The organism is Dyadobacter sediminis (assembly GCF_005860765.1).
Lineage (GTDB): Bacteria > Bacteroidota > Bacteroidia > Cytophagales > Spirosomataceae > Dyadobacter > Dyadobacter sediminis.
Window position 1 is genome coordinate 308,557 of record NZ_VCEI01000029.1, and the last position, 21,957, is coordinate 330,513.

General features: G+C 43.3%; 13 protein-coding genes. 10 read left to right on the plus strand and 3 right to left on the minus strand.

Annotation, left to right across the window (positions count from 1 at the left end; genetic code table 11):
- The 3 genes from FEM55_RS20790 to FEM55_RS20800 all read left to right on the plus strand — a co-directional run bounded on the left by FEM55_RS20790 (position 1) and on the right by FEM55_RS20800 (position 8,417).
- A complete protein-coding gene (locus FEM55_RS20790) occupies positions 1-1,224 on the plus strand; it encodes a 4-hydroxy-3-methylbut-2-enyl diphosphate reductase (RefSeq protein ID WP_138283314.1) in 1,224 nt (407 codons plus the stop codon).
- A 185-nt stretch (positions 1,225-1,409) separates the two neighbouring features.
- The gene (locus tag FEM55_RS20795) at positions 1,410-6,869 is read left to right on the plus strand and encodes an alpha-2-macroglobulin family protein (RefSeq protein ID WP_138283315.1); all 5,460 of its coding nucleotides are present in this window, start codon (positions 1,410-1,412) and stop codon (positions 6,867-6,869) included.
- Positions 6,870-6,947: 78 nt separating this feature from the next.
- The gene (locus tag FEM55_RS20800; protein WP_138283316.1) at positions 6,948-8,417 is read left to right on the plus strand and encodes a hypothetical protein; all 1,470 of its coding nucleotides are present in this window, start codon (positions 6,948-6,950) and stop codon (positions 8,415-8,417) included.
- Between the two features lie 148 nt (positions 8,418-8,565).
- On the opposite strand, the gene FEM55_RS20805 is transcribed toward FEM55_RS20800, so the two are convergent.
- Entirely contained in the window at positions 8,566-9,306 is a 741-nt protein-coding gene (locus FEM55_RS20805) for an MIP/aquaporin family protein (RefSeq protein WP_138283317.1), read from the minus strand.
- 152 nt (positions 9,307-9,458) lie between these two features.
- Between FEM55_RS20805 and purB the strand changes: the two genes are divergently transcribed.
- Positions 9,459-10,814 carry an adenylosuccinate lyase gene (gene purB / locus FEM55_RS20810; RefSeq protein WP_138283318.1) on the plus strand — a complete coding sequence of 452 codons (1,356 nt, stop codon included), beginning with the start codon at positions 9,459-9,461 and terminating at the stop codon, positions 10,812-10,814.
- Positions 10,815-10,883: 69 nt separating this feature from the next.
- Here purB and FEM55_RS20815 read toward each other — a convergent pair whose 3' ends face one another.
- Positions 10,884-13,439 (minus strand): adenosylcobalamin-dependent ribonucleoside-diphosphate reductase, encoded by a 2,556-nt coding sequence (locus FEM55_RS20815; protein WP_138283319.1) that lies wholly within the window; start codon positions 13,437-13,439, stop codon positions 10,884-10,886.
- 604 nt (positions 13,440-14,043) lie between these two features.
- On the opposite strand from FEM55_RS20815, the gene dctA reads away from it, so the two are divergent.
- The 6 genes from dctA to FEM55_RS20845 all read left to right on the plus strand — a co-directional run bounded on the left by dctA (position 14,044) and on the right by FEM55_RS20845 (position 21,369).
- On the plus strand, positions 14,044-15,309 hold the full coding sequence (gene dctA, locus FEM55_RS20820; protein ID WP_138283320.1) for a C4-dicarboxylate transporter DctA: 1,266 nt from the start codon (positions 14,044-14,046) through the stop codon (positions 15,307-15,309).
- 72 nt (positions 15,310-15,381) lie between these two features.
- Positions 15,382-17,115 (plus strand): M3 family oligoendopeptidase, encoded by a 1,734-nt coding sequence (locus FEM55_RS20825; protein WP_138283321.1) that lies wholly within the window; start codon positions 15,382-15,384, stop codon positions 17,113-17,115.
- Between the two features lie 62 nt (positions 17,116-17,177).
- Complete coding sequence (locus FEM55_RS20830) at positions 17,178-17,444, plus strand: hypothetical protein (protein ID WP_229209361.1); 267 nt, start codon at positions 17,178-17,180, stop codon at positions 17,442-17,444.
- 230 nt (positions 17,445-17,674) lie between these two features.
- A complete protein-coding gene (locus FEM55_RS20835; RefSeq protein WP_138283322.1) occupies positions 17,675-18,751 on the plus strand; it encodes an NAD-dependent epimerase/dehydratase family protein in 1,077 nt (358 codons plus the stop codon).
- Between the two features lie 58 nt (positions 18,752-18,809).
- Positions 18,810-19,757 carry a glycosyltransferase gene (locus FEM55_RS20840; protein ID WP_138283323.1) on the plus strand — a complete coding sequence of 316 codons (948 nt, stop codon included), beginning with the start codon at positions 18,810-18,812 and terminating at the stop codon, positions 19,755-19,757.
- A 4-nt stretch (positions 19,758-19,761) separates the two neighbouring features.
- Positions 19,762-21,369 carry a hypothetical protein gene (locus FEM55_RS20845; RefSeq protein WP_138283324.1) on the plus strand — a complete coding sequence of 536 codons (1,608 nt, stop codon included), beginning with the start codon at positions 19,762-19,764 and terminating at the stop codon, positions 21,367-21,369.
- Here the strand turns inward: FEM55_RS20845 and FEM55_RS20850 are convergent.
- Positions 21,364-21,813 carry an RrF2 family transcriptional regulator gene (locus FEM55_RS20850; protein ID WP_138283325.1) on the minus strand — a complete coding sequence of 150 codons (450 nt, stop codon included), beginning with the start codon at positions 21,811-21,813 and terminating at the stop codon, positions 21,364-21,366. The genes FEM55_RS20845 and FEM55_RS20850 overlap by 6 nt on opposite strands.
- Positions 21,814-21,957 lie beyond the last annotated feature (144 nt).

Consider the following 21,957-nt stretch of genomic DNA (forward strand, 5'->3'; position numbering starts at 1 on the left):
ATGAAAACGTTTAATATTCCTGATTTTTACCGGAGCCGGATTATAACCCCGATTAAGGAATTCCGTCGTAAAAACGATAAACTGAAACGTGATTATGCTCCTACATTGCTGGATTTCGGCCCGGTTCAATTCCTGATCGCACGTCATTTCGGATTTTGCTATGGTGTTGAAAACGCCATTGATATTGCCTATAAGGCCATTAATGAAAATCCGGACAGACGTATTTTCCTGCTGAGTGAAATGATCCATAATCCGGACGTAAACCGTGATCTTACCGACCGCGGCGTACGTTTTATGATGGACACCAAAGGAAACCAGCTTATTCCATGGGAAGAACTGACGCCTGAAGATATCGTCATTGTGCCGGCATTTGGCACCACGGTGGAAAACCAGAAGAAGCTCGCCGAGCTCGGGATCAATTCGTATGTTTACGATACAACCTGTCCTTTTGTGGAAAAAGTATGGAACCGCGCTGCGCAGATCGGGGAAAAGGATTATACGATTATTGTTCACGGCAAGCCCAATCATGAAGAAACAAGGGCTACTTTCTCGCACAGCAAGGAAAATGCCCCGACGATTGTGATCAAAGACCTGAAACAGGCCGTACAGCTTGCAAAATACATGACGGGCGAAGTTCCACTTTCCGGCTTTGCAACAGATTTTCAAGGCCAGTTCTCGGAAGGTTTTGATCCGAAAAAGGATTTGCAGCGCATTGGCGTTGTCAATCAAACGACTATGCTGGCTTCTGATACACAAGGCATTGCGGATTACCTTAAAAATGTGATGATCAAACATTACGCACTCAAACCGGAACAGGTGGAAGAACGGTTTGCGAATACCCGCGATACGCTTTGCTATGCTACCAATGATAATCAGGACGCTACTTATGCCCTGCTGACCCATCAGGCGGATCTTGTGATTGTAGCAGGCGGCTACAACAGCTCAAACACATCGCATCTGGTGGAACTTTGCGAACAGAAATTCCCGACTTACTTTATTGAATCGGTTAATAAATTGCTTGACAATGAGTTAATAAGGCATTTTGATCTTTTCAAAAAAGAAGAAGTTGTAACGAAACATTATCTTCCGGAAACTACGCCGGCGCGCATCATGCTTACTTGCGGCGCTTCCTGCCCGGATGCTGTTGTAGAGGCAATTTTGATGCGTCTGCTTTCTTTCTTTGAAGGCACCAAACCCGTTGAAGAAGTGATGCAGGCATTTTAATCCGACCGTAAAAATAGTCACAATTGCCGATTGCTCATTTTACGTATACAATTTGACCGGGTTGATTTATAAAGATTAATTTCGAAGGATGGATTTTCAGAAATTCATCCTTTTTTATTGCATTGGATTTATCGCGCATGTTCCAAACAAATGATTTCCGCGTACAGTCGCACGCTCTCCTATTTATGAAAAATTATTCAGTTGCCTTTTGCATTTTCGTCGTTGTTTCACTGCTGTTTGGCGGCTGTTCCCCGGTGAACGAAGTGCGTGTTTCCGGTACGAATTTCACTAATGAAATCAGTCAGTCGCAGAACCTGATTTTCACATTCAACAAAGATCTTGTTTCCAAAAACGAGCTGAATGACTGGGATTCCACGCAGTATATTGCCTTTGAACCGGCCGTACGCGGAAAATTCAAATGGACTGCTCCGAATGAGCTGGTTTTTTCTCCGGTAACAGGATTCGGCGCAGCCACTGCATACAAAGCAAAACTGACCGAATTTCTGATTTCCAAAACCGGTCCGGATAAAAAGTTAGGCATTTCCAAAGAACCCGTTGATTTTCACACCCCTTACCTTCAATTAACCGAAACCGAAAGCTGGTGGACTATTTCACCGGAAAGCGGAAGGCAGGAAGCAAGGCTGAAACTGATTTTCAATTATCCGGTCAATGCGCAGGATGTAGCGCAGAAATTAAAGGTTTCACTTTCCGGCAAACCACTGGATTACAGAATACTGACTTCCACAAACGATCATATTGTGACGCTTGCACTGGCCAACACTGGCAAAGCCGACAACAATCCCGCACCGATCAAGTTAACAATTGAAAAGGGGCTGAAAGCACAAAATACAACGTATTTAACCCAAGAAATTCTTGTGCATAATGCCAGTTTGCCATCCCCGCTGCATCTGGAAATCACGGATATCAAGACCGGTTTTGAAAACAATACGCCATTTGTCCGCATCATTACAACACAGGAACTGAACCGTGAAAGTATTGAAAAAGGCTTCAGTATAAATCCAGCCGTTACTGCCAAGGCGGAACCCGTTGAAAATGGTTTTACGATCAGCGGTGATTTTAATGAAACCGATACGTATGCATTGATCGTCAATAAAGCACTGAAAGGAATTCTTGGCCCGGCTCTGGAAGAAGAAACTTCGCGGGATTTATTCTTTGGCAAAATGCCTCCGGGAATTTCATTTGTAAATAAAAAAGCACTTTATCTGACGCCCAAAGGTTCCAAAAACATTGGCGTTCAGATTGTCAACATCCCGAAGGTACAGGTGCATATATCCAAGTTGTACGCCAATAATATTCTTGCCTACATCCGGAATAACCGTTGGAACAATTATGACTATGTTGACGAAGAATGGCTTCCGTCCGGAACTTTCAATTTCAGTGAGGATATGAACGGCGATTTCAGCGATGTACTTGTGGATAAGTTAGTCGAAACTGAAAACCTGCCTAAAAACAAAGGGATTTCTGCATTGAACATTGCACTGCCCGATGACAATCAGCGGCACGGAATCTATGTGGTTTCGGTCAATTCCAGCGAAGACCGGTTCAGAGGAGCTACCAAACTGGTTTCTATTTCGGATATCGGACTCATTGCAAAACAGGGCAAAGATGAAATTTGGGTATTTGCCAATTCCATCAAAACCAACGAACCGCTTTCGGATCTTGAAATTACATTGGTCAGCTCAAATAATCAGAATATTCAGACCGTCACTACGGACGCAGAAGGCATTGCGCATGTTGACAAACTGAGCGAGAAAGCGCCGGGTTTTAAAGTTGCAATGATTACTGCAGAAAACAAGGAAGACTTTAATTACCTCATTCTGAATGACACCAAAGTTGAAACGTCACGCTTTGAAGTAGAAGGACGGCGCGATAACGCTTCCGGTTTTCAGGCTTTTGTTTATGGTCAGCGGGATATTTACAGACCCGGCGAAACCATGCATTTCAACACCGTGCTGAGAATGCAAGGCTGGCAGAATGCAGGAAATATTCCTTTGAAACTGCGCATGCTGACGCCGAACGGACGTGAATACCGAACCTGGCGAAAGAGTACAAACGAGCAGGGTGCCGTGGAAACCGAAGTAAAAACGGACGCAGCCGTACTCACCGGCACTTACGTACTGGAAGTGTATAATGCCAATGACGTTTTGCTGACTTCCCAATCGGTAAGCGTGGAAGAATTTATGCCCGACCGGATCAAAGTAGATCTGAGCGGCGCTTTAAAAAAGTATACTTCCGGCACAACTATCGCACTGACCGCAACTGCTGTAAACCTCTTCGGCCCGCCCGCAACCGGACGTACTTATGAAATGCAGTCGTTGCTGGACAGTAAAGCTTTTGCTGCGCCTGACTTTCCGGAATATACTTTCAACATTCCCGTTGAAACCATATTGGCATCAGAAAGAAGGCAAGGTATTACCAATGAACAGGGACAAGCAACAGAAAAATTTGAAGTTTCACCCGAGCTTAAAGACAAAGGCTTGCTGGAAGGCAAGATTTTCGTAACTGTGTTTGATGAAAATGGCCGGCCGGTTAATCGTTTGCACCGGTTTGAAGTTTTTACACAGCCTGTATTTTACGGAATAAAACTGCCGGATTCGTATGTCGGCATCAATGCACCCGTGCCGATTGAGGTTATCGGTGTAAATAACAACGGGTCGTTACAAAAAGGAGCTTCCGCAAAAGTGGAAGTTGTGCGTCTGGAATACCAGACTGTTGTTGAAAAAAAATATGACCAGCTTCAGTATACTTCCAAAAAAAGTGAAAAAACAGTTTATTCCAATGCATTGAATCTTGCTAATGGAAAAACCCTTTTTCAATACGTTCCGACAGTTTCCGGTGAATACGAAATCCGCGTAAGACGGCCTGGAGCAGAACATTACACACTGGCCAATTTCTATGCGTATGGCTACGGCTACACGCAGTATTCGTCTTTTGAAGTAAGTAATGAAGGAAGAGTAATCATGAAAACCGATAAGGATCAGTATAAAATCGGAGAAAGTGCCACTATTTTGTTCAAAACGCCATTTGATGGAAGGCTGCTCGTTACCGTCGAACGGAACAGTGTTTTGGAACAGCATATTCTTACTACTGAAAAAAAGGCTGCCGAGCTGAAAATCAATCTGAAAGAAGCTCATTTGCCAAATGTTTACGTGACAGCGACCTTGATCCGGCCTTTTGATTCTTCGGATTTGCCGCTTACTGTCGCGCATGGATTTACGCCGGTTCTTGTGGAAGATCCCGACCGCAAGCTGAAAGTTGACATAACATCTGTCGAAAAATCACGATCCAAAACCAGACAGCATATCAAAATAAAAACGCAGCCTGGTGCGGAAGTTACACTGGCTGTTGTGGATGAAGGAATTCTTCAGATCAAGAACTCAAAGACACCGGACATTTACGGGCATTTTTACAGCAAACGCGCACTCGAAGTCACCAGCCATGATTTGTATGCGCAACTGTTTCCCGAACTGACAATAACCGGAACGTCCAGCTTTGGCGGTGACGGCTATGATCTGGAACGGAGAATAAATCCGTTAAGCAACGGACGTACGGAACTCGTTTCTTTCTGGAGCGGCATTCTGAAAGCAAACGGAAATGGAGAAGCGACTTTTGATGTGGACATTCCGCAGTTCAGCGGTGACTTGCGCATAACGGCCGTTGCCTATAAAGACCAGGCTTTCGGATCGGCAGCAAAAAACATGAAAGTAGCCGACCCGATTGTGATCAGTACGGGATTACCGCGTTTTCTGAGTCCCGGTGATGAATTAACGCTGCCTGTCAATATCAGCAATACAGAACAAAAAGCAGCCCCGGCAACTATTACATTGCAATTAAACGGGCCGTTAACTTCTGAAAAAGCATCTTCAACACAAAAGATCGTGATTCCTGCGGGCAAAGAAATGCGTTCGGTATTTTCGGTGAAAGCATTGCTGGCCATAGGTACCGGAAATGTGACGATCAAAGTAAATGCATTTGGAGAAACCTTTGTAAATCAGACACAATTAACGATACGACCAGCGTCTCCGCTTTTAAAAACCAGCAATTCCGGCACCATTGCCGGCGGAAAACAAGGTTTGATCGATCTAACCTCTTCTTTCATTCCGGCAACAAGCCGAAGTCAGGTTGTGTTCAGCCGCTCGCCTTTGGTACAAGGCGGCGGAAAAGCACTTTCCACATTGCTTGGCTATCCGTACGGTTGTCTGGAACAAACGATCTCGAAAGCATTTCCGCAAATCTACTTTTCTGATCTGGCCAAAGCCATGGCAGCACCGGTTTATATGGTCAAAAGTGGTGAAAGCGATTTCAATCCGATGACCAATGTGCAGCAGGCTATCCGCAAAACAGAGTCCCAGCAATTGTTCAACGGCGGTATGGGCATGTGGCCCAGCGCAACACAGGAAGATTGGTGGACAACCGCGTATGCAGTCCATTTTCTGGAAGAAGCACGTAAAGCAGGTTTCGAAACCAATGCCAAAACAATGAGCCGCGCCTTGGATTATTTGACAGCACAAACCGGAACAACGGCGAACAGGGAAATTGTGCTTGCCAGTACCAAAAATGATCTGGCTTATGGCAGCGAGCCTTCACCGGGTTCGCAGATCAGGAAAACGGTTGTACGCCGCGAGGCCATTTACTCGCTTTATGTACTGGCATTAACCGGTCATCCCAATCGAGCGTCCATGAATTATTACAAGCAAAATCCTCAGTTACTCACCATTGATTCAAAATATCTGCTTGCCGGCGCATTCCAGCTTTCCGGCGATGCGAGAAGCTTTGCTTCCCTGCTGCCAAAAAAATATGCAGCGGAAAGCAGTTCGCAAGTTTCTGATGACAGCTATTCTTCTCCTTTAAGGAATATTTCTCTGGTTTTAAATACTTTACTGGAAAGCGATCCTGACAATCTGCAGATTCCGGTACTGGCAAGGCAACTTTCAAAAGCAATCCAGTCAACAGCTTATATCAATACGCAGGAAGCAGCTTTCGCAGTGCTTGCTTTGGGAAAAACAGCCAAAAGTACTTCCGCTTCAACTGTAACAGCAACTATTTCCGCCAATGGAAAAGCCTTATCCACGTTCAGCGGGAAAGAGATCAAGCTTGCAAAAGGCATTAACAATAAAAAACTGGCGGTTACAACACATGGAAACGGTAGTGTGTACTGGTTTTCACAATCGGAAGGGATGTCGGCTGCGGGCTCTTATGTGGAAGAAGATCAGGGATTAAGCATACGCCGGGAATTTCTGACGCATGACGGAAGTGCGGCACAGACATTCCGGCAAAATGATCTTGTTGTTGTCAAGTTAACCCTGTCAAGCATTAACGGTTTGCCAATCGAAAACGTAGTTGTAACGGATTTGCTTCCAGCCGGCTTTGAAATTGAAAATCCGCGCATAACGGAGCCACGTGACATGCCGTGGATAAAAAATGCAGCTGTGCCAGAATATTATGACATCCGCGACGATCGCATTCACTTTTTTACAACTGCTGAAAGCCAGCCAAAAACGTTTTATTATCAGGTCCGGATTGTTTTCAAAGGTACATTTACAGTCGGCCCGGCTGCTGCCGACGCCATGTATGAAGGTGAATACAGAAGTTACTCCGGCGGTAGCAAGATTAAAGTGGAGTAAGTTGCTCAATATAGTATTAAATAAAAAATGGGCGACCTGTCAATGAATGATTTTCTAAATGGAACCTGACCTCCAAAAATGAATTTTATAAGATTAAGAACTTGTAGTATAATTTATCTGTCCATTCCAAATCTGATTTTTAGCTGGGCCTGGTTTCGGTGGGAGGTGGCTTTGGTAATGACCGTTTGCTATGCACTTTTAGTTAAACATACTTTATTTGATAATGAAGAAGCCAGCCCTCTTACCACAAGAACAGGCGACATCATTTTTATTCTTTGTTACAGTTTTATCTGGACATCTGTTATGGGAGTTGGAGGATTTTTTTCTCAAACACTTGATTTTGTAGGACATAACACCAAGCATTATGATCTTTTCAAAAGCACTTGGCCAATCATTTTTAATGAAGTAAATCAGTACGCCTGCTACTACTTTGGATATTACCTTTTTCCCGCTTTAATATCTAAAATGCTGGGTACTTTCTCGGTTGCAGTAATTTTTATATGGTCCTGGACAGGAATGGCCCTTGGTACTTTTTGGGTGTATATGATTATTGAAAAGAATAAATTTTTGATGCTCGTATTCCCATTTGTATGGACTATTACATTCATCATACCCAAATTTCTTGCATGGCTGATACCAGTATTTCCAGACACATACTATTTCGAATGGATGTGGGGGCTTTTTAATCAGTCATTATGGGTTGTAAATCAAATTATTCCTTCATTGATCGTTGCCGGACTTATTCTATACAGTACATCTTATGAAAAATCTCCTCTGAAAAGTTTTTTTCCAGTAATTCTCTGTTTCATCTGGGCAGTATTTCCCGCGGTAATTTTCGGTCTCATAGCTTTTCTAATTGCAATTACCTCCAGGTACTCAAGATTTTCAACTGCCAATATCTTAAATCATATCATCCTTCCCGGAATCATCTTTATTCCCGTTGGTCTTTACTTAACATCATCTGACGGTCTTCCGGTGAAAGGATTTATGTGGGAATTTTATAGCTTGGCAACCATAATCGAACAATTTTCTGCAGGAATTATTTTTGAAATAGTAGTTCTTGCTGCTCTGAGCTTTCTGCTTTTTAAATACTCAAATCGTTTTTCCGGCTCCTTGCTTGTTTGTGTTTACATTGCCGTAATTCCCTTGCTTCTTTACAAAATTGGTTTTGCAAATGATTTTCAAACAAGAGGCATATTGCCTATTGGAATTATGGGGGCAATAATTTTTTTACACCTTGTATCCAAAGCGATGGCTCAACTAAAATTAGCAAATTTCAATTTTTACTATTGCCTTGCTTTTTTTATGTGTCTGTCATTCTATAAACCACAAGGAGTTGACAGTAAACTACTTCAAAATAAGCTGATGAGCCGTTTATTTCCAGGGCGCTTTGAAGCCCACGTCTACGAATATGATACTTACTCAAACACATATCAGATGTTATTGCAAGAGTATAGTAACAAGGAAGCAAAGCAATATTTGGGTAGAAAAAATTCTGTTTATGAAAGATTTTTGATGAGAAAAGCTATGGTGAGTCAAAATAACTGAAAATCACTTTAGACGATAATCCATATAGTGTCATTAACATCCTGTTCGTTGAACTCTTTTTGCATTAATCATTTGACAAGCCATACCAATTTTCCCAGCATTTACCGGAGTATTGCGAATCAGCTGCGGAAAAATCAAAGTGGAATGATCAGAAATAAAAAAACCGTAGTACAAGTCCGCTTGCGATAGCACCCAGAACGGGTGCTACTACAGGAACCCAGCCATATTCCCATTCTGAACTTCCTTTATCATGAACCGGCAGAATAGCATGCGCTAATCTTGGCCCAAGATCGCGGACGGGATTAATGGCGTAACCCGTTGTTCCACCCAGTGACAATCCGATACTCCATACCAGCATGCCAACAAGATACGGTGAAATTCCAGACGGAATTCCGCCTCTTTCCGGATCAGAGGTGCCTGCATAGCCAATCGCAACCACACCGACGATAAGGAGAAATGTGGCTATAAATTCGCTCAAAAAATTATAAGGAGCCGTTCTGATAGCGGGATTGGTCGCAAAGCAGGCCAGTTTCGAACCTTTGTCTTCCGTTGCACGCCAATGCGGGAAATACTGCAGCCATACGAGAACGGCACCAAAAAATGCACCGATCAGTTGTGCAGGAATATAACTGGCAATTAAGCTGTAATCTTTTCTTAAAACGGCAAATGCAATGGTTACCGCAGGATTCAGGTGAGCAGCGGCGCTGCCAAATGCATTCGCCGTAAAAATCCCAATCATGACTGCAAACCCCCAGCCGGCCGTAATCACGATCCAGCCGGCGCTTTCACCCTTTGTTTTTTTAAGCACAACATTGGCAACAACGCCGTTACCAAGTAAAATAAGAACCATTGTTCCTACTAATTCTCCAAGAAAAGGGGAAGGCTGCATGATTTGAAAAGATCAGGTTAATTCAGCGAATATGCGAATTGTTTTATTAGTTCTGTTACAAATACCAAAAAGAATATTTCATGCCGTTTATACCATTTTTGGAAGATGAATTCTACTAACTTTGCCGAATAATTTATTTTGTATTGAAAATCATGTCTTTAAATCAACTTACGGCTATATCACCTGTTGACGGCCGTTATTACAAACAAGTATCCGAACTATCTGCCTATTTCTCTGAATATGCACTTATATATTACAGAGTATACGTAGAGATTGAATATTTCATTGCTCTTTGTGAAATCCCTTTGCCGCAACTGGCAGAATTTGATAAGAAGAAATATGCCTCACTGCGAAAAATTTATGAAGATTTCAGCGAACAGGACGCGCTTCACATCAAGGATATTGAAAAAGTGACAAATCACGATGTCAAGGCTGTCGAGTATTTTATAAAAGAACAATTTGAAAAACTGGGAATCGAGTCCTGCCAGGAATTTATCCATTTTGGACTTACTTCGCAGGATATCAACAATACGGCTATTCCGCTTTCACTGAAAGATGCGATGGAGCGGCAGATCAAGCCCTTGTTCCGCCAGGTTCTTTTTGTGCTGAGAAGGATGTCCATTGAATGGAAAAATGTGCCGATGCTTGCTTATACGCACGGCCAGCCTGCATCGCCTACGCGTGTCGGAAAAGAATTCATGGTTTTTGTGGAAAGGCTTGAACGTCAGTTGGAAATGCTTGACAAAATTCCGGCATCGGCAAAATTCGGCGGCGCAACGGGTAATTTCAACGCGCATCATGCAGCTTATCCCAAACAGGACTGGATGGCTTTCGCCAATCATTTTGTAGAAGGACTCGGTCTGAAAAGAAGTCGCCATACTACTCAGATTGAGCATTATGACAATCTTGCTGCTACTTTTGACTGCCTGAAAAGGCTGAATACAATCCTTACGGACCTGAACCGGGATATGTGGACTTACATTTCCATGGGTTATTTCAAACAAAAGATCAAAGCGGGCGAAGTGGGTTCTTCTGCAATGCCGCATAAAGTAAATCCGATTGATTTTGAGAATTCTGAAGGAAATCTCGGCCTTGCTTCGGCATTGTTTGAACACTTTGCAGCCAAGCTTCCGATTTCGCGCATGCAGCGTGACTTGACGGATTCTACGGTACTCAGAAATATCGGTGTTCCACTTGCGCATCTGGCCATCGCGCTGAACTCTTTACTGAAAGGTCTTGGAAAACTGGAACTGAACGGAGAAGTACTGAAAGCGGATCTGGAAGAAAACTGGGCAGTCATTTCAGAAGCAATCCAGACGATCCTGAGAAGAGAAAGTTACCCGAAACCGTATGAAGCATTGAAAGAACTGACGCGTACCAACGAAAAAATTACACGTGAGTCTATTTCCCGCTTCATCGAAACCCTTGACGTTTCTGAAAAGATCCGCGAGGAACTGCGTGCATTGTCGCCGTTCAATTATTTAGGAATCATAGAGGATACTTACTGATTTTTGTAAAAACAATAGAGCCTTGCCGGACAAATCCTGCAAGGCTCTATTGTTTTCATTTCGGCTTGCTTATCCGCATTTGGAAGAACCGCAGTCCTTGCATGTCAGGCAGCCTTCCTGATAAAGCAGATTCGTTGAATTGCAGTTCTGGCATTTCTGTTTTACAGCTTCCGTTCCGTCCGGAATATAGTGTTTCAATGCACGCGCCACGCCGTTTTTCCATGTATTGATGGATTCGTCCAGTTGCAGGCTGCTGATCAGATCAACGACTTTCTCAATCGGCATTCCATGACGTAAAGTACTGGAAATCAACTTGGCATAATTCCAGTATTCCGGGTTAAACTTGTAAGACAAGCCTTCAATAGTCGTTTTGTAACCCCGCGTGTTTTTGTACTGAAAATCATATCTCGAACTTCCGTCTGCTTCCCGGTTTTTAATGATCAGGCCGTGATTGACCCATCTTGGCAGCAAAATTCCGTCGTCATCATCGGCCATACCGGTGAAAATTTCATACGGTCTTCCGTCAATAATCCCGATAAACGCAATCCATTTATCTTTTTTATTCTGAAAACGGACAATATCGGCTTCCAGAACCTGCGGCCTTATGGTTGGAAAAGGAATGTTGATTGTTGTTCCGGTTTCTTCTTTTTTTTCCGTATTGGCAATCAGAACGCCTGAACGCGAGCCGTCCCGGTAAACGGTAACGCCTTTGCAACCCGCTTTCCAGGCTTCCATGTAACATTCACCAACCAGTTCTTCCGTTACGTCAGCCGGCATATTAATGGTTACGCTAATGGAATGATCAACCCATTTCTGGATCGCACCCTGCATTTTTACCTTATTAAGATAATCGACGTCGTTGGAAGTGGCTTTGTAATAAGGCGATTTTTTAACCAGTTCATCCAGTTCCTTCTGCGCATAATTTTTATCAACGTCGTAGCCATTTACTTCCATCCATTGTTTGAAACGGTGATGAAAAACGACGTATTCTTCCCAGGAATCACCGATATCGTCAACAAAATCAATCCGCACATCCTTGTCATTGGGATTTACTTTTCTCCTGCGCTTGTAAACAGGCATAAAAACAGGCTCGATCCCGGAAGTGGTCTGCGACATCAGGCTTGTAGTTCCTGTCGGCGCAATGGTCAGCAGTGCAATATTCCTTCTTCCGTATTCCAGCATTTCATAATAAAGCTGCGCATCCGCCTCTTTCAGCCTTTGAATAAACGGATTATTTTTTTCCCTTTCCGAATCATAAATAGCAAAAGCGCCTCTTTCCTTCGCCGTGTGAACAGAGCTCCGGTATGCTTCCAGCGCAACGGTTTTATGAATTTCAACGGCAAATTCGCTTCCTTCGTCACTTCCGTAACGCAGGCCGAGTGCGGCGAGCATGTCGCCTTCTGCTGTAATGCCGATACCGGTTCTTCTTCCTTCTTTGGCTTTCTTCTGGATATTAAGCCATAAGTTCCGTTCTACACGCTTTACTTCTTCTTCTTCCGGATCTTCATCAATTTTCTGCAGAATGGCATCTATTTTTTCCAGTTCAAGATCAATAATGTCGTCCATCATGCGCTGTGCTGCGCCAATATGCTTTTTAAACAATTCCCAATTGAACTTTGCCTGAGGCGTAAAAGCGTCTTCTACATAAGAAAACAGGTTAATAGCCAGCAAACGGCAGGAGTCGTAGGCACATAAAGGAATTTCTCCGCAAGGATTGGTCGAAATGGTCTCATAGCCAAGATCCGCATAGCTGTCCGGCACCGATTCGCGAATGATTGTATCCCAGAACAGTATGCCGGGCTCGGCGGACTGCCATGCATTATGCACGATTTTTTTCCAGAGTGCACTGGCGTCAACTTCCTTCTGATGCGTCGGATTATCGCTTTTAACCGGATATTGCTGGATGTATGGAACTCCCGATTCCACAGATTTCATGAACTCGTCATCAATCCGTACCGAAACATTGGCACCTGTTACTTTGCCCTGTTCCATTTTGGCATTGATGAAATCCTCGGAATCCGGATGGCGGATAGCAACGGAGAGCATCAATGCACCGCGACGGCCATCCTGCGCAACTTCACGTGTGGAATTTGAAAAACGTTCCATGAAAGGCACAATGCCGGTCGAAGTCAGCGCAGAATTTTTCACCGGCGAACCTTTCGGACGGATATGCGACAGATCATGGCCGACGCCGCCGCGCCTTTTCATCAGCTGCACCTGTTCCTGATCTATTTTCATAATGCCTCCGTACGAATCCGAAAAGCCGTTGTTTCCGATCACGAAGCAATTGGACAAAGAAGCAATCTGAAAAGGATTCCCGATTCCCGTCATCGGGCTGCCCTGCGGAATGATGTATTGAAAGTTTTTTATAAGATCAAAAATCTCGTTTTCGGATAACGGATTGGTATATAGCTGTTCAATGCGTGCAATTTCCCTGGCAATACGGCGGTGCATATCGTCGGGAGTAGCTTCGTAAATCGCTCCGTAAGAATCTTTCAATGCATACTTAGTAACCCAGACGCGGGCTGCCAGATCATCGCCTTTGAAGTATTCCAGAGAGGCCTGAAATGCTTCATCACTCGTATAAGTACGCTTTTCCTGTGTAAATTCCTCTATTTTTTCCATTAGCGCCGCTAAGTAAATGATTGGTTCTTAATGGAAGCAATTTACAAAAATTAAATCTGTCGTGTGTACTTAAAAAATAATGTTTGCAATTTTAAGATGATAAGTAGCTGATTATAAAAGTATTAATTTAAAATAACTTTGATAAAGTTTACAAAAAAAGTAAAATCCTTTGTTTATCCTTTTAATAATCAATATCATTTTATTAAAACAAAAAAGAGCCGGTTCATATGGAACGGCTCTTTCAGATTACTATGGCGAAATTTATTTTATCTTCAAGGTTTTATCAAATAATGATTAAAGCTGTGCTGAAACTGCAATGCACTGGAATCCATTCAATTCCTTTTCAGGCCAGAAATCCTTCTCAGCAATCCACGCAAAATGTACATCGTGTAAGTAATCCGGCCAGTTTATTTTAATATGGATGGTTACAAAGGTAAATATAGATTATAATTTAGAATTGGTATAAATAATACGCATTATTTTACTTTGTAATCCCAAATTCCGTCTTGGCACTTTTATTATTGTATATTCAAAAATTACACTGTTCCCGAACGACATACCATCATCTTCCTTTCCGATCCCATACTTTTAGACATTTTGAATTTTGAAAAAGTTATTTACCAACCTTACTTTCTGGGTTCTGACCGCGATTACTTGCGGAGCGCTTCTTGGTCATTATGACCCGGAAACAGCAGTAAAAATGGACTTTCTTGGAAAAGGGTTTATTCAGATTGTCAAAATTTTTATCAATCCGATCATTTTCCTGACCATTACGCTGGGAATTATCGGAATGGGCGATCTGAAGAAAGTAGGCAAAGTAGGCGCGAAAGCACTGATCTATTTTGAAGTAATTACGACACTGGCATTAATCGTCGGCGTAATCGTCGCCAATATCATCCGGCCGGGAGAAGGCGTAGCGACGAGCAATCTTGAAAAAGGCGATATTTCGGTTTACGCCAGCAAAGTCCATGATTTCAGCTGGCTTCAGTTTTTCTTCGATAATGTTACGCTGCAGGTTTTGCTATTTTCGCTTGTTCTCGGAACGGTACTGAGCAAATATTCCGGGAAAGACAAGATTATTCACTGGCTGAATTTTGCTTCCAAATACGTTTTCCGCGCCCTGCACTTTGTCATGATCTTTGCACCGATCGGAGCATTCGGCGGAATGGCTTATACAATCGGAAAATACGGAATCCATACGCTGCTGCCGCTTGCCAAACTGATGGGAACCGTTTATGCCACAATGGCCATCTTTGTTTTCGGCGTGCTGGGACTTGTGCTGAGAACTTACAAAATCAGTTTGTGGTCGTACCTGAAATACATTCGTGAAGAACTGCTGATTGTACTCGGGACTTCTTCTTCGGAAGCTGCATTGCCGTCTTTGATGGGAAAACTGGAAAGAATGGGCTGCTCCAAACCCGTTGTCGGCCTTGTTGTTCCCGCCGGTTATTCCTTTAATCTGGACGGAACCACGATTTATCTTTCGATGGCTACGATATTTCTTGCGCAGGTTTTCAACGTTCACCTTACGCTTGCACAGATTTTTTCACTGATCGGTATTTTAATGGTTACTTCCAAAGGAGCCGCCGGCGTAACGGGAAGCGGTTTTGTCGTTTTGGCTTCTACTTTGACGGCTATAAAAGTGATTCCGCTGGAAGGCCTGGCTTTGCTGCTTGGCGTTGACCGGTTTATGTCCGAAGCGCGCGCGATCACCAACTTTATCGGAAACGGCGTTGCAACCATTTGGCTGGCCAATAATGAAAAGGAATTTGACAGAGAGAAAATGCATTTCGCCTTTGCAAACGTGAAGGAAACTGAAAACATAGTTACGGATAACCTGACGGATGTTACGCAGCAGGAACATTCCTGATCTGCGATCCGGCATTGTACTTTTTACGGATTCAATCTTAACTTTGAGCATTCCAATTGCACCAAGAAACTTATGACCAGTCAAGAAAACATAGCAGTTCCGACCCGCGCCGCAAGGGTATTTATCGGAGAAGAATTTGACCTTAAAAAATGGGAAGACGTTGAGCCGTTTTTTGAAAACCTTAAGAACCGTGAAATCAATTCTGCCGAAGAACTAAGGCAGTGGTTTTCGGACCGCAGTGAAATCGAATCCTACTTATCAGAAAATTTTGCATGGCGCTACATCCGCCAGACCTGCGATACGGCCAATACGAGCCTGATCAACGCATTGCAGTTTTTTATCACCGAAATACAGCCGAAACTGGCCGAATACGGAAATGCGCTGGATAAAAAAGTGGTTGAAAATCCGTTTCTGAGCGAGCTTAAAGAGCCGGGATATGAAATTACGTTGCGCGGAATGAAAAAAGCAATCGAGATATTCCGTGAAGAAAGTATTCCGGTCATAACCGAAATGCAGACAGAAGAACGCCGTTACAGTGCCATTGCCGGAGCCATGACAGTTACGATTGACGGCGAAGAAATGACTTTGCAAAAGGCTTCGGACCGGCTGCAGGCCACAGACCGTGCTGTCCGCGAAGAAGCATGGCGCGCAATCAGCGACAGACGTTATGAAGATCATGCGCAGCTGGACGAATTGCTGAACAAGCTTGTAAGCCTGCGTGACAAAGTCGGGAAAAATGCCGGTTTCAGTAATTACCGCGACTACATGTTTGCCGCGATGGGCCGATTTGATTATACGCCCCAGGATTGCTTCAACTTTCATGATTCGGTAAAAAAGGCGGTTGTTCCCATGCTGGACGAAATGGCTGTCAGCAGAAAGGAAGCCTTGAAAGTGGATGCGCTGCGTCCATGGGACACTAAAGTGGACCCGCACGGACTGGCACCGTTGAAACCATTTGAAAATGGCAACGATCTGCTGGACAAAACCATTCGCTGCTTTTCGCGCCTGGACCCGTTTCTGGGCGATTGTCTGCGGACGATGAAAACGATGAAACATCTGGATCTGGAATCCAGAAAAGGAAAAGCGCCCGGAGGCTACAATTATCCGCTGGACGAGATCGGCGTACCTTTCATTTTCATGAACGCTACTTCCAACCTTCGCGACATGATCACACTTCTGCACGAAGGCGGCCACGCGGTGCATTCGCTTGTGACGCGGAATCTGGCGCTTAATTCGTTCAAGCATACGCCTTCGGAAGTTGCCGAACTTGCTTCCATGTCCATGGAACTGATTACCATGGATTTCTGGGACGAATTTTTCGAGAATGAAAATGACCTGAAACGCGCTAAAATCCAGCATCTTGAATCCATTATAGAAACATTGCCATGGGTTGCAACCGTGGACAAGTTCCAGCACTGGATGTACGAAAACCCGCAGCACGATGCCGGGCAGCGGAAAGAAGCATGGATTGATATTTACGGAGCATTTACGGACAACGTCATGGATTGGTCCGGCCTGGAAGAATACCGCAAATATCTCTGGCAGCGTCAGCTTCACATTTATGAAGTGCCGTTCTACTATATCGAATACGGCATTGCGCAGCTCGGTGCCATCGGTGTCTGGAAAAATTACAGGAACAATCCGGAACAGGGACTGAAAGGCTATCTGGACGCGCTGAAACTGGGTTATACGGCAACGATCGGGGAAATTTACAAGGCCGCCAATATTCCTTTTAACTTTTCAGAACAGCATATAACGGAGCTGATGCAGTTTGTGCATCAGGAACTCGCGCAGTTAAAAAATTAGGATTTCATTTCCATTCAATTTGGTGGTTATGAAAATGGCGGTTATTTTTGTGAGTATTACTTATGAACGATCGAGAAATGAAATCCAATAAAATAGTGGCGTTTGTTGCAGGCCTGGCTTTGATGACTTCCTGCGAATACCAGAAATACAATCATATAGAGCAAAAAGATGTGAATACTGGCAATGACTATGTTTATGGTGTAAGCCCGGATTCATTGCCTCGTCAGCTGGCGAACAAATACGAGCCGAAACCGGAACTGGATACGCGCGTAAATGCCATCCGTGCAAAATTATTTAGCGGTACGAGCAACGCTGTTGTAAAGCAATAATATCTTCCAGACATAGATAGAAAAGATATCTCTTCACAAAGAGGTATCTTTTTTTATTTTTTCCATTATTGAATAATTTTAATATTGATTTTTGCGTATAATCCATACATTCATCTTCCGCAGGATAATCGCATTATAACAATTGAACAATTTTAATTTACTTTACACCGCATAGGTTAATACAGCCATATATTATAAGTAATGTATAAGCTGTTAAATATAAAATCAACATGAATATAGCTTTGGTTACCGGCTCCGCCGGACTGATTGGAAGTGAATCGGTCGCATTTTTAGCTGATAAATTTGATATTGTAATTGGCATTGATAATAACCTCAGGGAATATTTCTTCGGGGCTGACGGAAATACCGAATGGAACCGCAACAGGATTCAAAATGCATTCGGTAATTACAGGCACTACTCTGCAGATATCCGGGAAGTAAGCCAGCTTGAACCCATTTTCAAGGAATACGGAACCGATATCAAACTCATTATACATGCAGCTGCACAGCCAAGTCATGACTGGGCTGCCAAAGAGCCGTTTACTGATTTCGGCGTAAATGCCGTCGGAACCCTGAACATGCTGGAAATGACCCGGCTTCATACACCGGAAGCGGTTTTTATATTTACATCGACAAACAAAGTTTACGGCGACAATCCTAATTATCTTCCTCTGATCGAGCTGGAAACACGCTGGGAAATCGATGAAAACCATCCTTATTTTGAAAATGGCATTGATGAAAGCCATAGCATAGACCATACAAAGCATTCTGTTTTCGGCGCGTCCAAAGTTGCAGCGGATATCATGGTGCAGGAGTACGGACGTTATTTCGGAATGAAAACGGCTGTCTTCCGCGGCGGATGCCTCACCGGCCCGAACCATTCGGGTGCTCAGCTTCACGGATTTCTGGCTTATCTGATGAAATGTGCGATTACCGGAAATCATTACACCATTTTTGGTTATAAAGGCAAGCAGGTTCGTGATAATATTCACAGCCATGACCTGGTAAATATGTTCTGGCATTACTACCAGAATCCTCGTCCCGGAGAAGTGTACAATGCCGGAGGTGGCCGTTTTGCAAATTGTTCCATGCTGGAAGCTATTGCTTTATGCGAGCAGATCACCGGAAATAAATTATCCTACTCCTATTCGGAAACAAACCGGATCGGAGACCATATCTGGTATGTAAGCGACCTTACCAAATTCAAGTCCCATTATCCCGGCTGGAACTGGGAATTCGGGCTGGTCGAAACGCTTACACAAATTCATGACGGCATTTCTTCCAGATTAGGAGCGAAAATGGCTTAAAAAGTTTTGTGACCTCCGTGATCATAAAAAGGTTGCGGAGGTTTTTTAAATTCCTCCTATGGCAGAAAACTATGTTATTGTAATTCCCCAATTCAACGACTGGGAAGCGCTGAACCTGCTGATAGAAAAGATAAATGCAGATCTTGACCCGGCTATCTTGCAGCAATCAACAATACTCATTGTAGACGACTGTTCAACCAAAGCCAGAGTAAACCCGTTTGTCAGTTTTGGAGGAAAAGCAATCAAGGTATTGAAGCTGTACCGCAATCTCGGTCATCAGAGAGCCATCGCAATCGGATTATCCTATATAGCTGAAAATGTTGAGGCAGACAAGGTAATCGTAATGGATGCTGACGGAGAAGATGCTCCCGGCGATATCAACAGACTTGCTGCCAAATCTCTGCAGGAGCCTGACAAAATCATATTTGCCAAAAGGAACAAGCGTACCGAAAGTTTTCTGTTCCGGTTCTTCTATGTAATTTACAAGTCTGTCTTCAAACTGCTGACCGGAAAAGTAATTACATTCGGCAATTTCAGCCTGGTTCCAATACAGAGATTACAGAATCTCGTCCGTGTTTCAGAAATCTGGAACAATTATCCCGGTGGAATTATCAAGTCAAAAATACCTTACGATTCTGTACTTACAAACCGTGCAAAACGGCTGGCAGGAGAAAGCAAAATGAACTTTGTTTCCCTGGTGCTGCATGGGTTAAGTTCTATTTCTGTCATGATCGACACCACAGCTGTCCGAATACTGATCTTTTCCATATTCATGTCGGGAATTGCCATTACATTCATTGTTGTAATCCTCTTTCTCAAACTGATCGGGAATGCGACACCCGGCTGGGCCTCAACATTGGGAAGTACTTTAACCATTCTGATGCTGCAATCATTTCTGATTTCACTGTTTCTGGTATTTATGGTTTTACAGTACCGCTCGCAGCAACATTTCATTCCGGCAGTTCATTACCGGGATTTTGTAGAAAAAGTAGATACCTTCAGCTAATTGTATGATCAGCTTTGACAACTCTCCAACAGTGTACTGGTTTGCCGGTTACATTCTGGCAGGAATTGTCATTGTCGCAGGCATTTTCCGGCTTGTTCCTGAAAGGGTTTTTATGGGTCTGAGTATACTGCTGCTCATTTTTATGCGTCTGCCGGTGATTGTTTTCAACAAGGAACTGAATCCGGACGAAAGCCAGATGCTTAGCCACGCCATCACACTGTTCCGGGATCCGCTCTACTGGCGTTCCGTGGATGGCACGACAATCGGACCGTTGGATAATTACCTGCTCGTTGTTCCACGTATTCTGGGCTTTCAGCTTAGTTACATTTCCGCCCGATTGATAGGTATTCTTTGTACCTGCGGTTCGCTGCTCTTTCTTTTTTTTACATTGAAAAACTGGTTTGGCAATGTTACGGCACGTACAGCATTTGTCCTTCCACTTGTATTTCTGTCATTTACGCAGGAAAAAGACTTTGTTCATTACTCCAGTGAACAATTGCCGATACTTTTGCTTTCCCTATCCGTATGGCTGCTTTCAAGAATAACAACGCATTCCGGTTCTTTAAAATCAAATGCATTATTTCTTGGATTAACAGCCGGTACTATTCCATTCGCCAAACTTCAGGCTGTACCGCAGGCATTGGTTATTGTCTTCTGTGCATCGTGGGTTTGTTACCGCTGGTTCCGGCTCAGAGAAGATCCCAGGCCTTTGCAAATGCTTTTACTTGGCGGGCTTACTTTTCCGGTTATTACTTTCACCTGGGCTTATTTCTATCAAGTTCTGACGGATCTGATTGATTTTTACCTCTTTGGAAATGTTATCTATGCAAATGGGAATGAAAAAATTTCCATTTTATCACAATTGTTACTGACAATTAATCAGAGTGCAGACTTCATAAGCTTTACAATCATTCTGATGATTCCGTTTATCGTAGCGGTAATCAGGATTTTCAAGAGATTGCCAGACAGGAAAGAGGAGTATATAATCCGGTTTACAATTCTGCTTTTGATTGTAACCACCATTTACGCCGTTACCAAATCGGGAAATAATTTTATTCATTATCTTAATTTCTGCCTTATTCCCTGGACTCTGCTTGCGGCTTATGGTTTGGAAAATTTCAAGCAATGGTGCATCGTTCCTTCTGTTTTGCTGCTGATCTGGTTCGCTGCCAAAGATGCTTACTTTTATGTAAAAGAGCATAGACTGAACGATTATGCATCTCATGACAAAACTGATTTTGAAGAGAGTGCTGTTGTAAAAGCATTGAGAAAATACAGCAAACCAGATGATTATATGGTTGTGTGGGGATGGCAAAGCGGATATTACGTAGAAGCGCAATTACCGCAGGGAACAGCCGAGAGCCACTCCGAACGTTCCATATTCAACCATCCGATGCGGCAAAAATACTTTAACCGCTATGTGAAAGATATAAAAAGGACCAAACCAGCCATTATTCTGGATGCAGTCGGGAAAAACAGCCTTTGGCTGCAGGACAAGAAAACACAAAGCATTGAAAGCTTTCCCGGCATATACACTTATATACAAAAAAACTACAGTTTGGTCGGCAGCTTTGATGATACAAAGCTTTATGTCAGGAAAGACCGTCTATAATCGTGATAAAAGATCTGATGTGGAAGCATTTTCAGCCTGAAGCAGATCATTCAATGTCGTTTTATCCAGAACCGCAAGGTTTGCATCTCTCCATCTTTCCAGAACAGACCGCAAGCTGCATGTTTCCTCATCTTTACAGTCATCGCATTTACCGTAAAAGAACATAGAAACGCATAATACCGGCGCAATCGGGCCGTCAATAATCCGAAGCACTTTTGAAAAATTCACTTCTGCCGGAGACATTCTCAGCAAGTAACCGCCACCCTTTCCTTTCTGGCTCTGAAGTACGCCGTTATTTCTGAGATCGAGTAAGATTGCTTCCAGAAATTTCTTGGGAATCTTTTCTTTTTCAGCAATATACGATATCAGAACCGGACCTTTTCCATATTGTTCCGCCAATACTTTCAAGGCTTTCAGAGCATATTTGGCTTTCTTTGAAATCATTGTTTATCAATCCTTTTTAAAGAACCTGGTTTGTCTGATGATGAACTGAATCCGGAAAAATTATAACTGATTAATTGCAGTATATAACTTTTCACGGAATTCTGTTGATTTTAGAACATAATTTCAATAAACAATAATTCCATC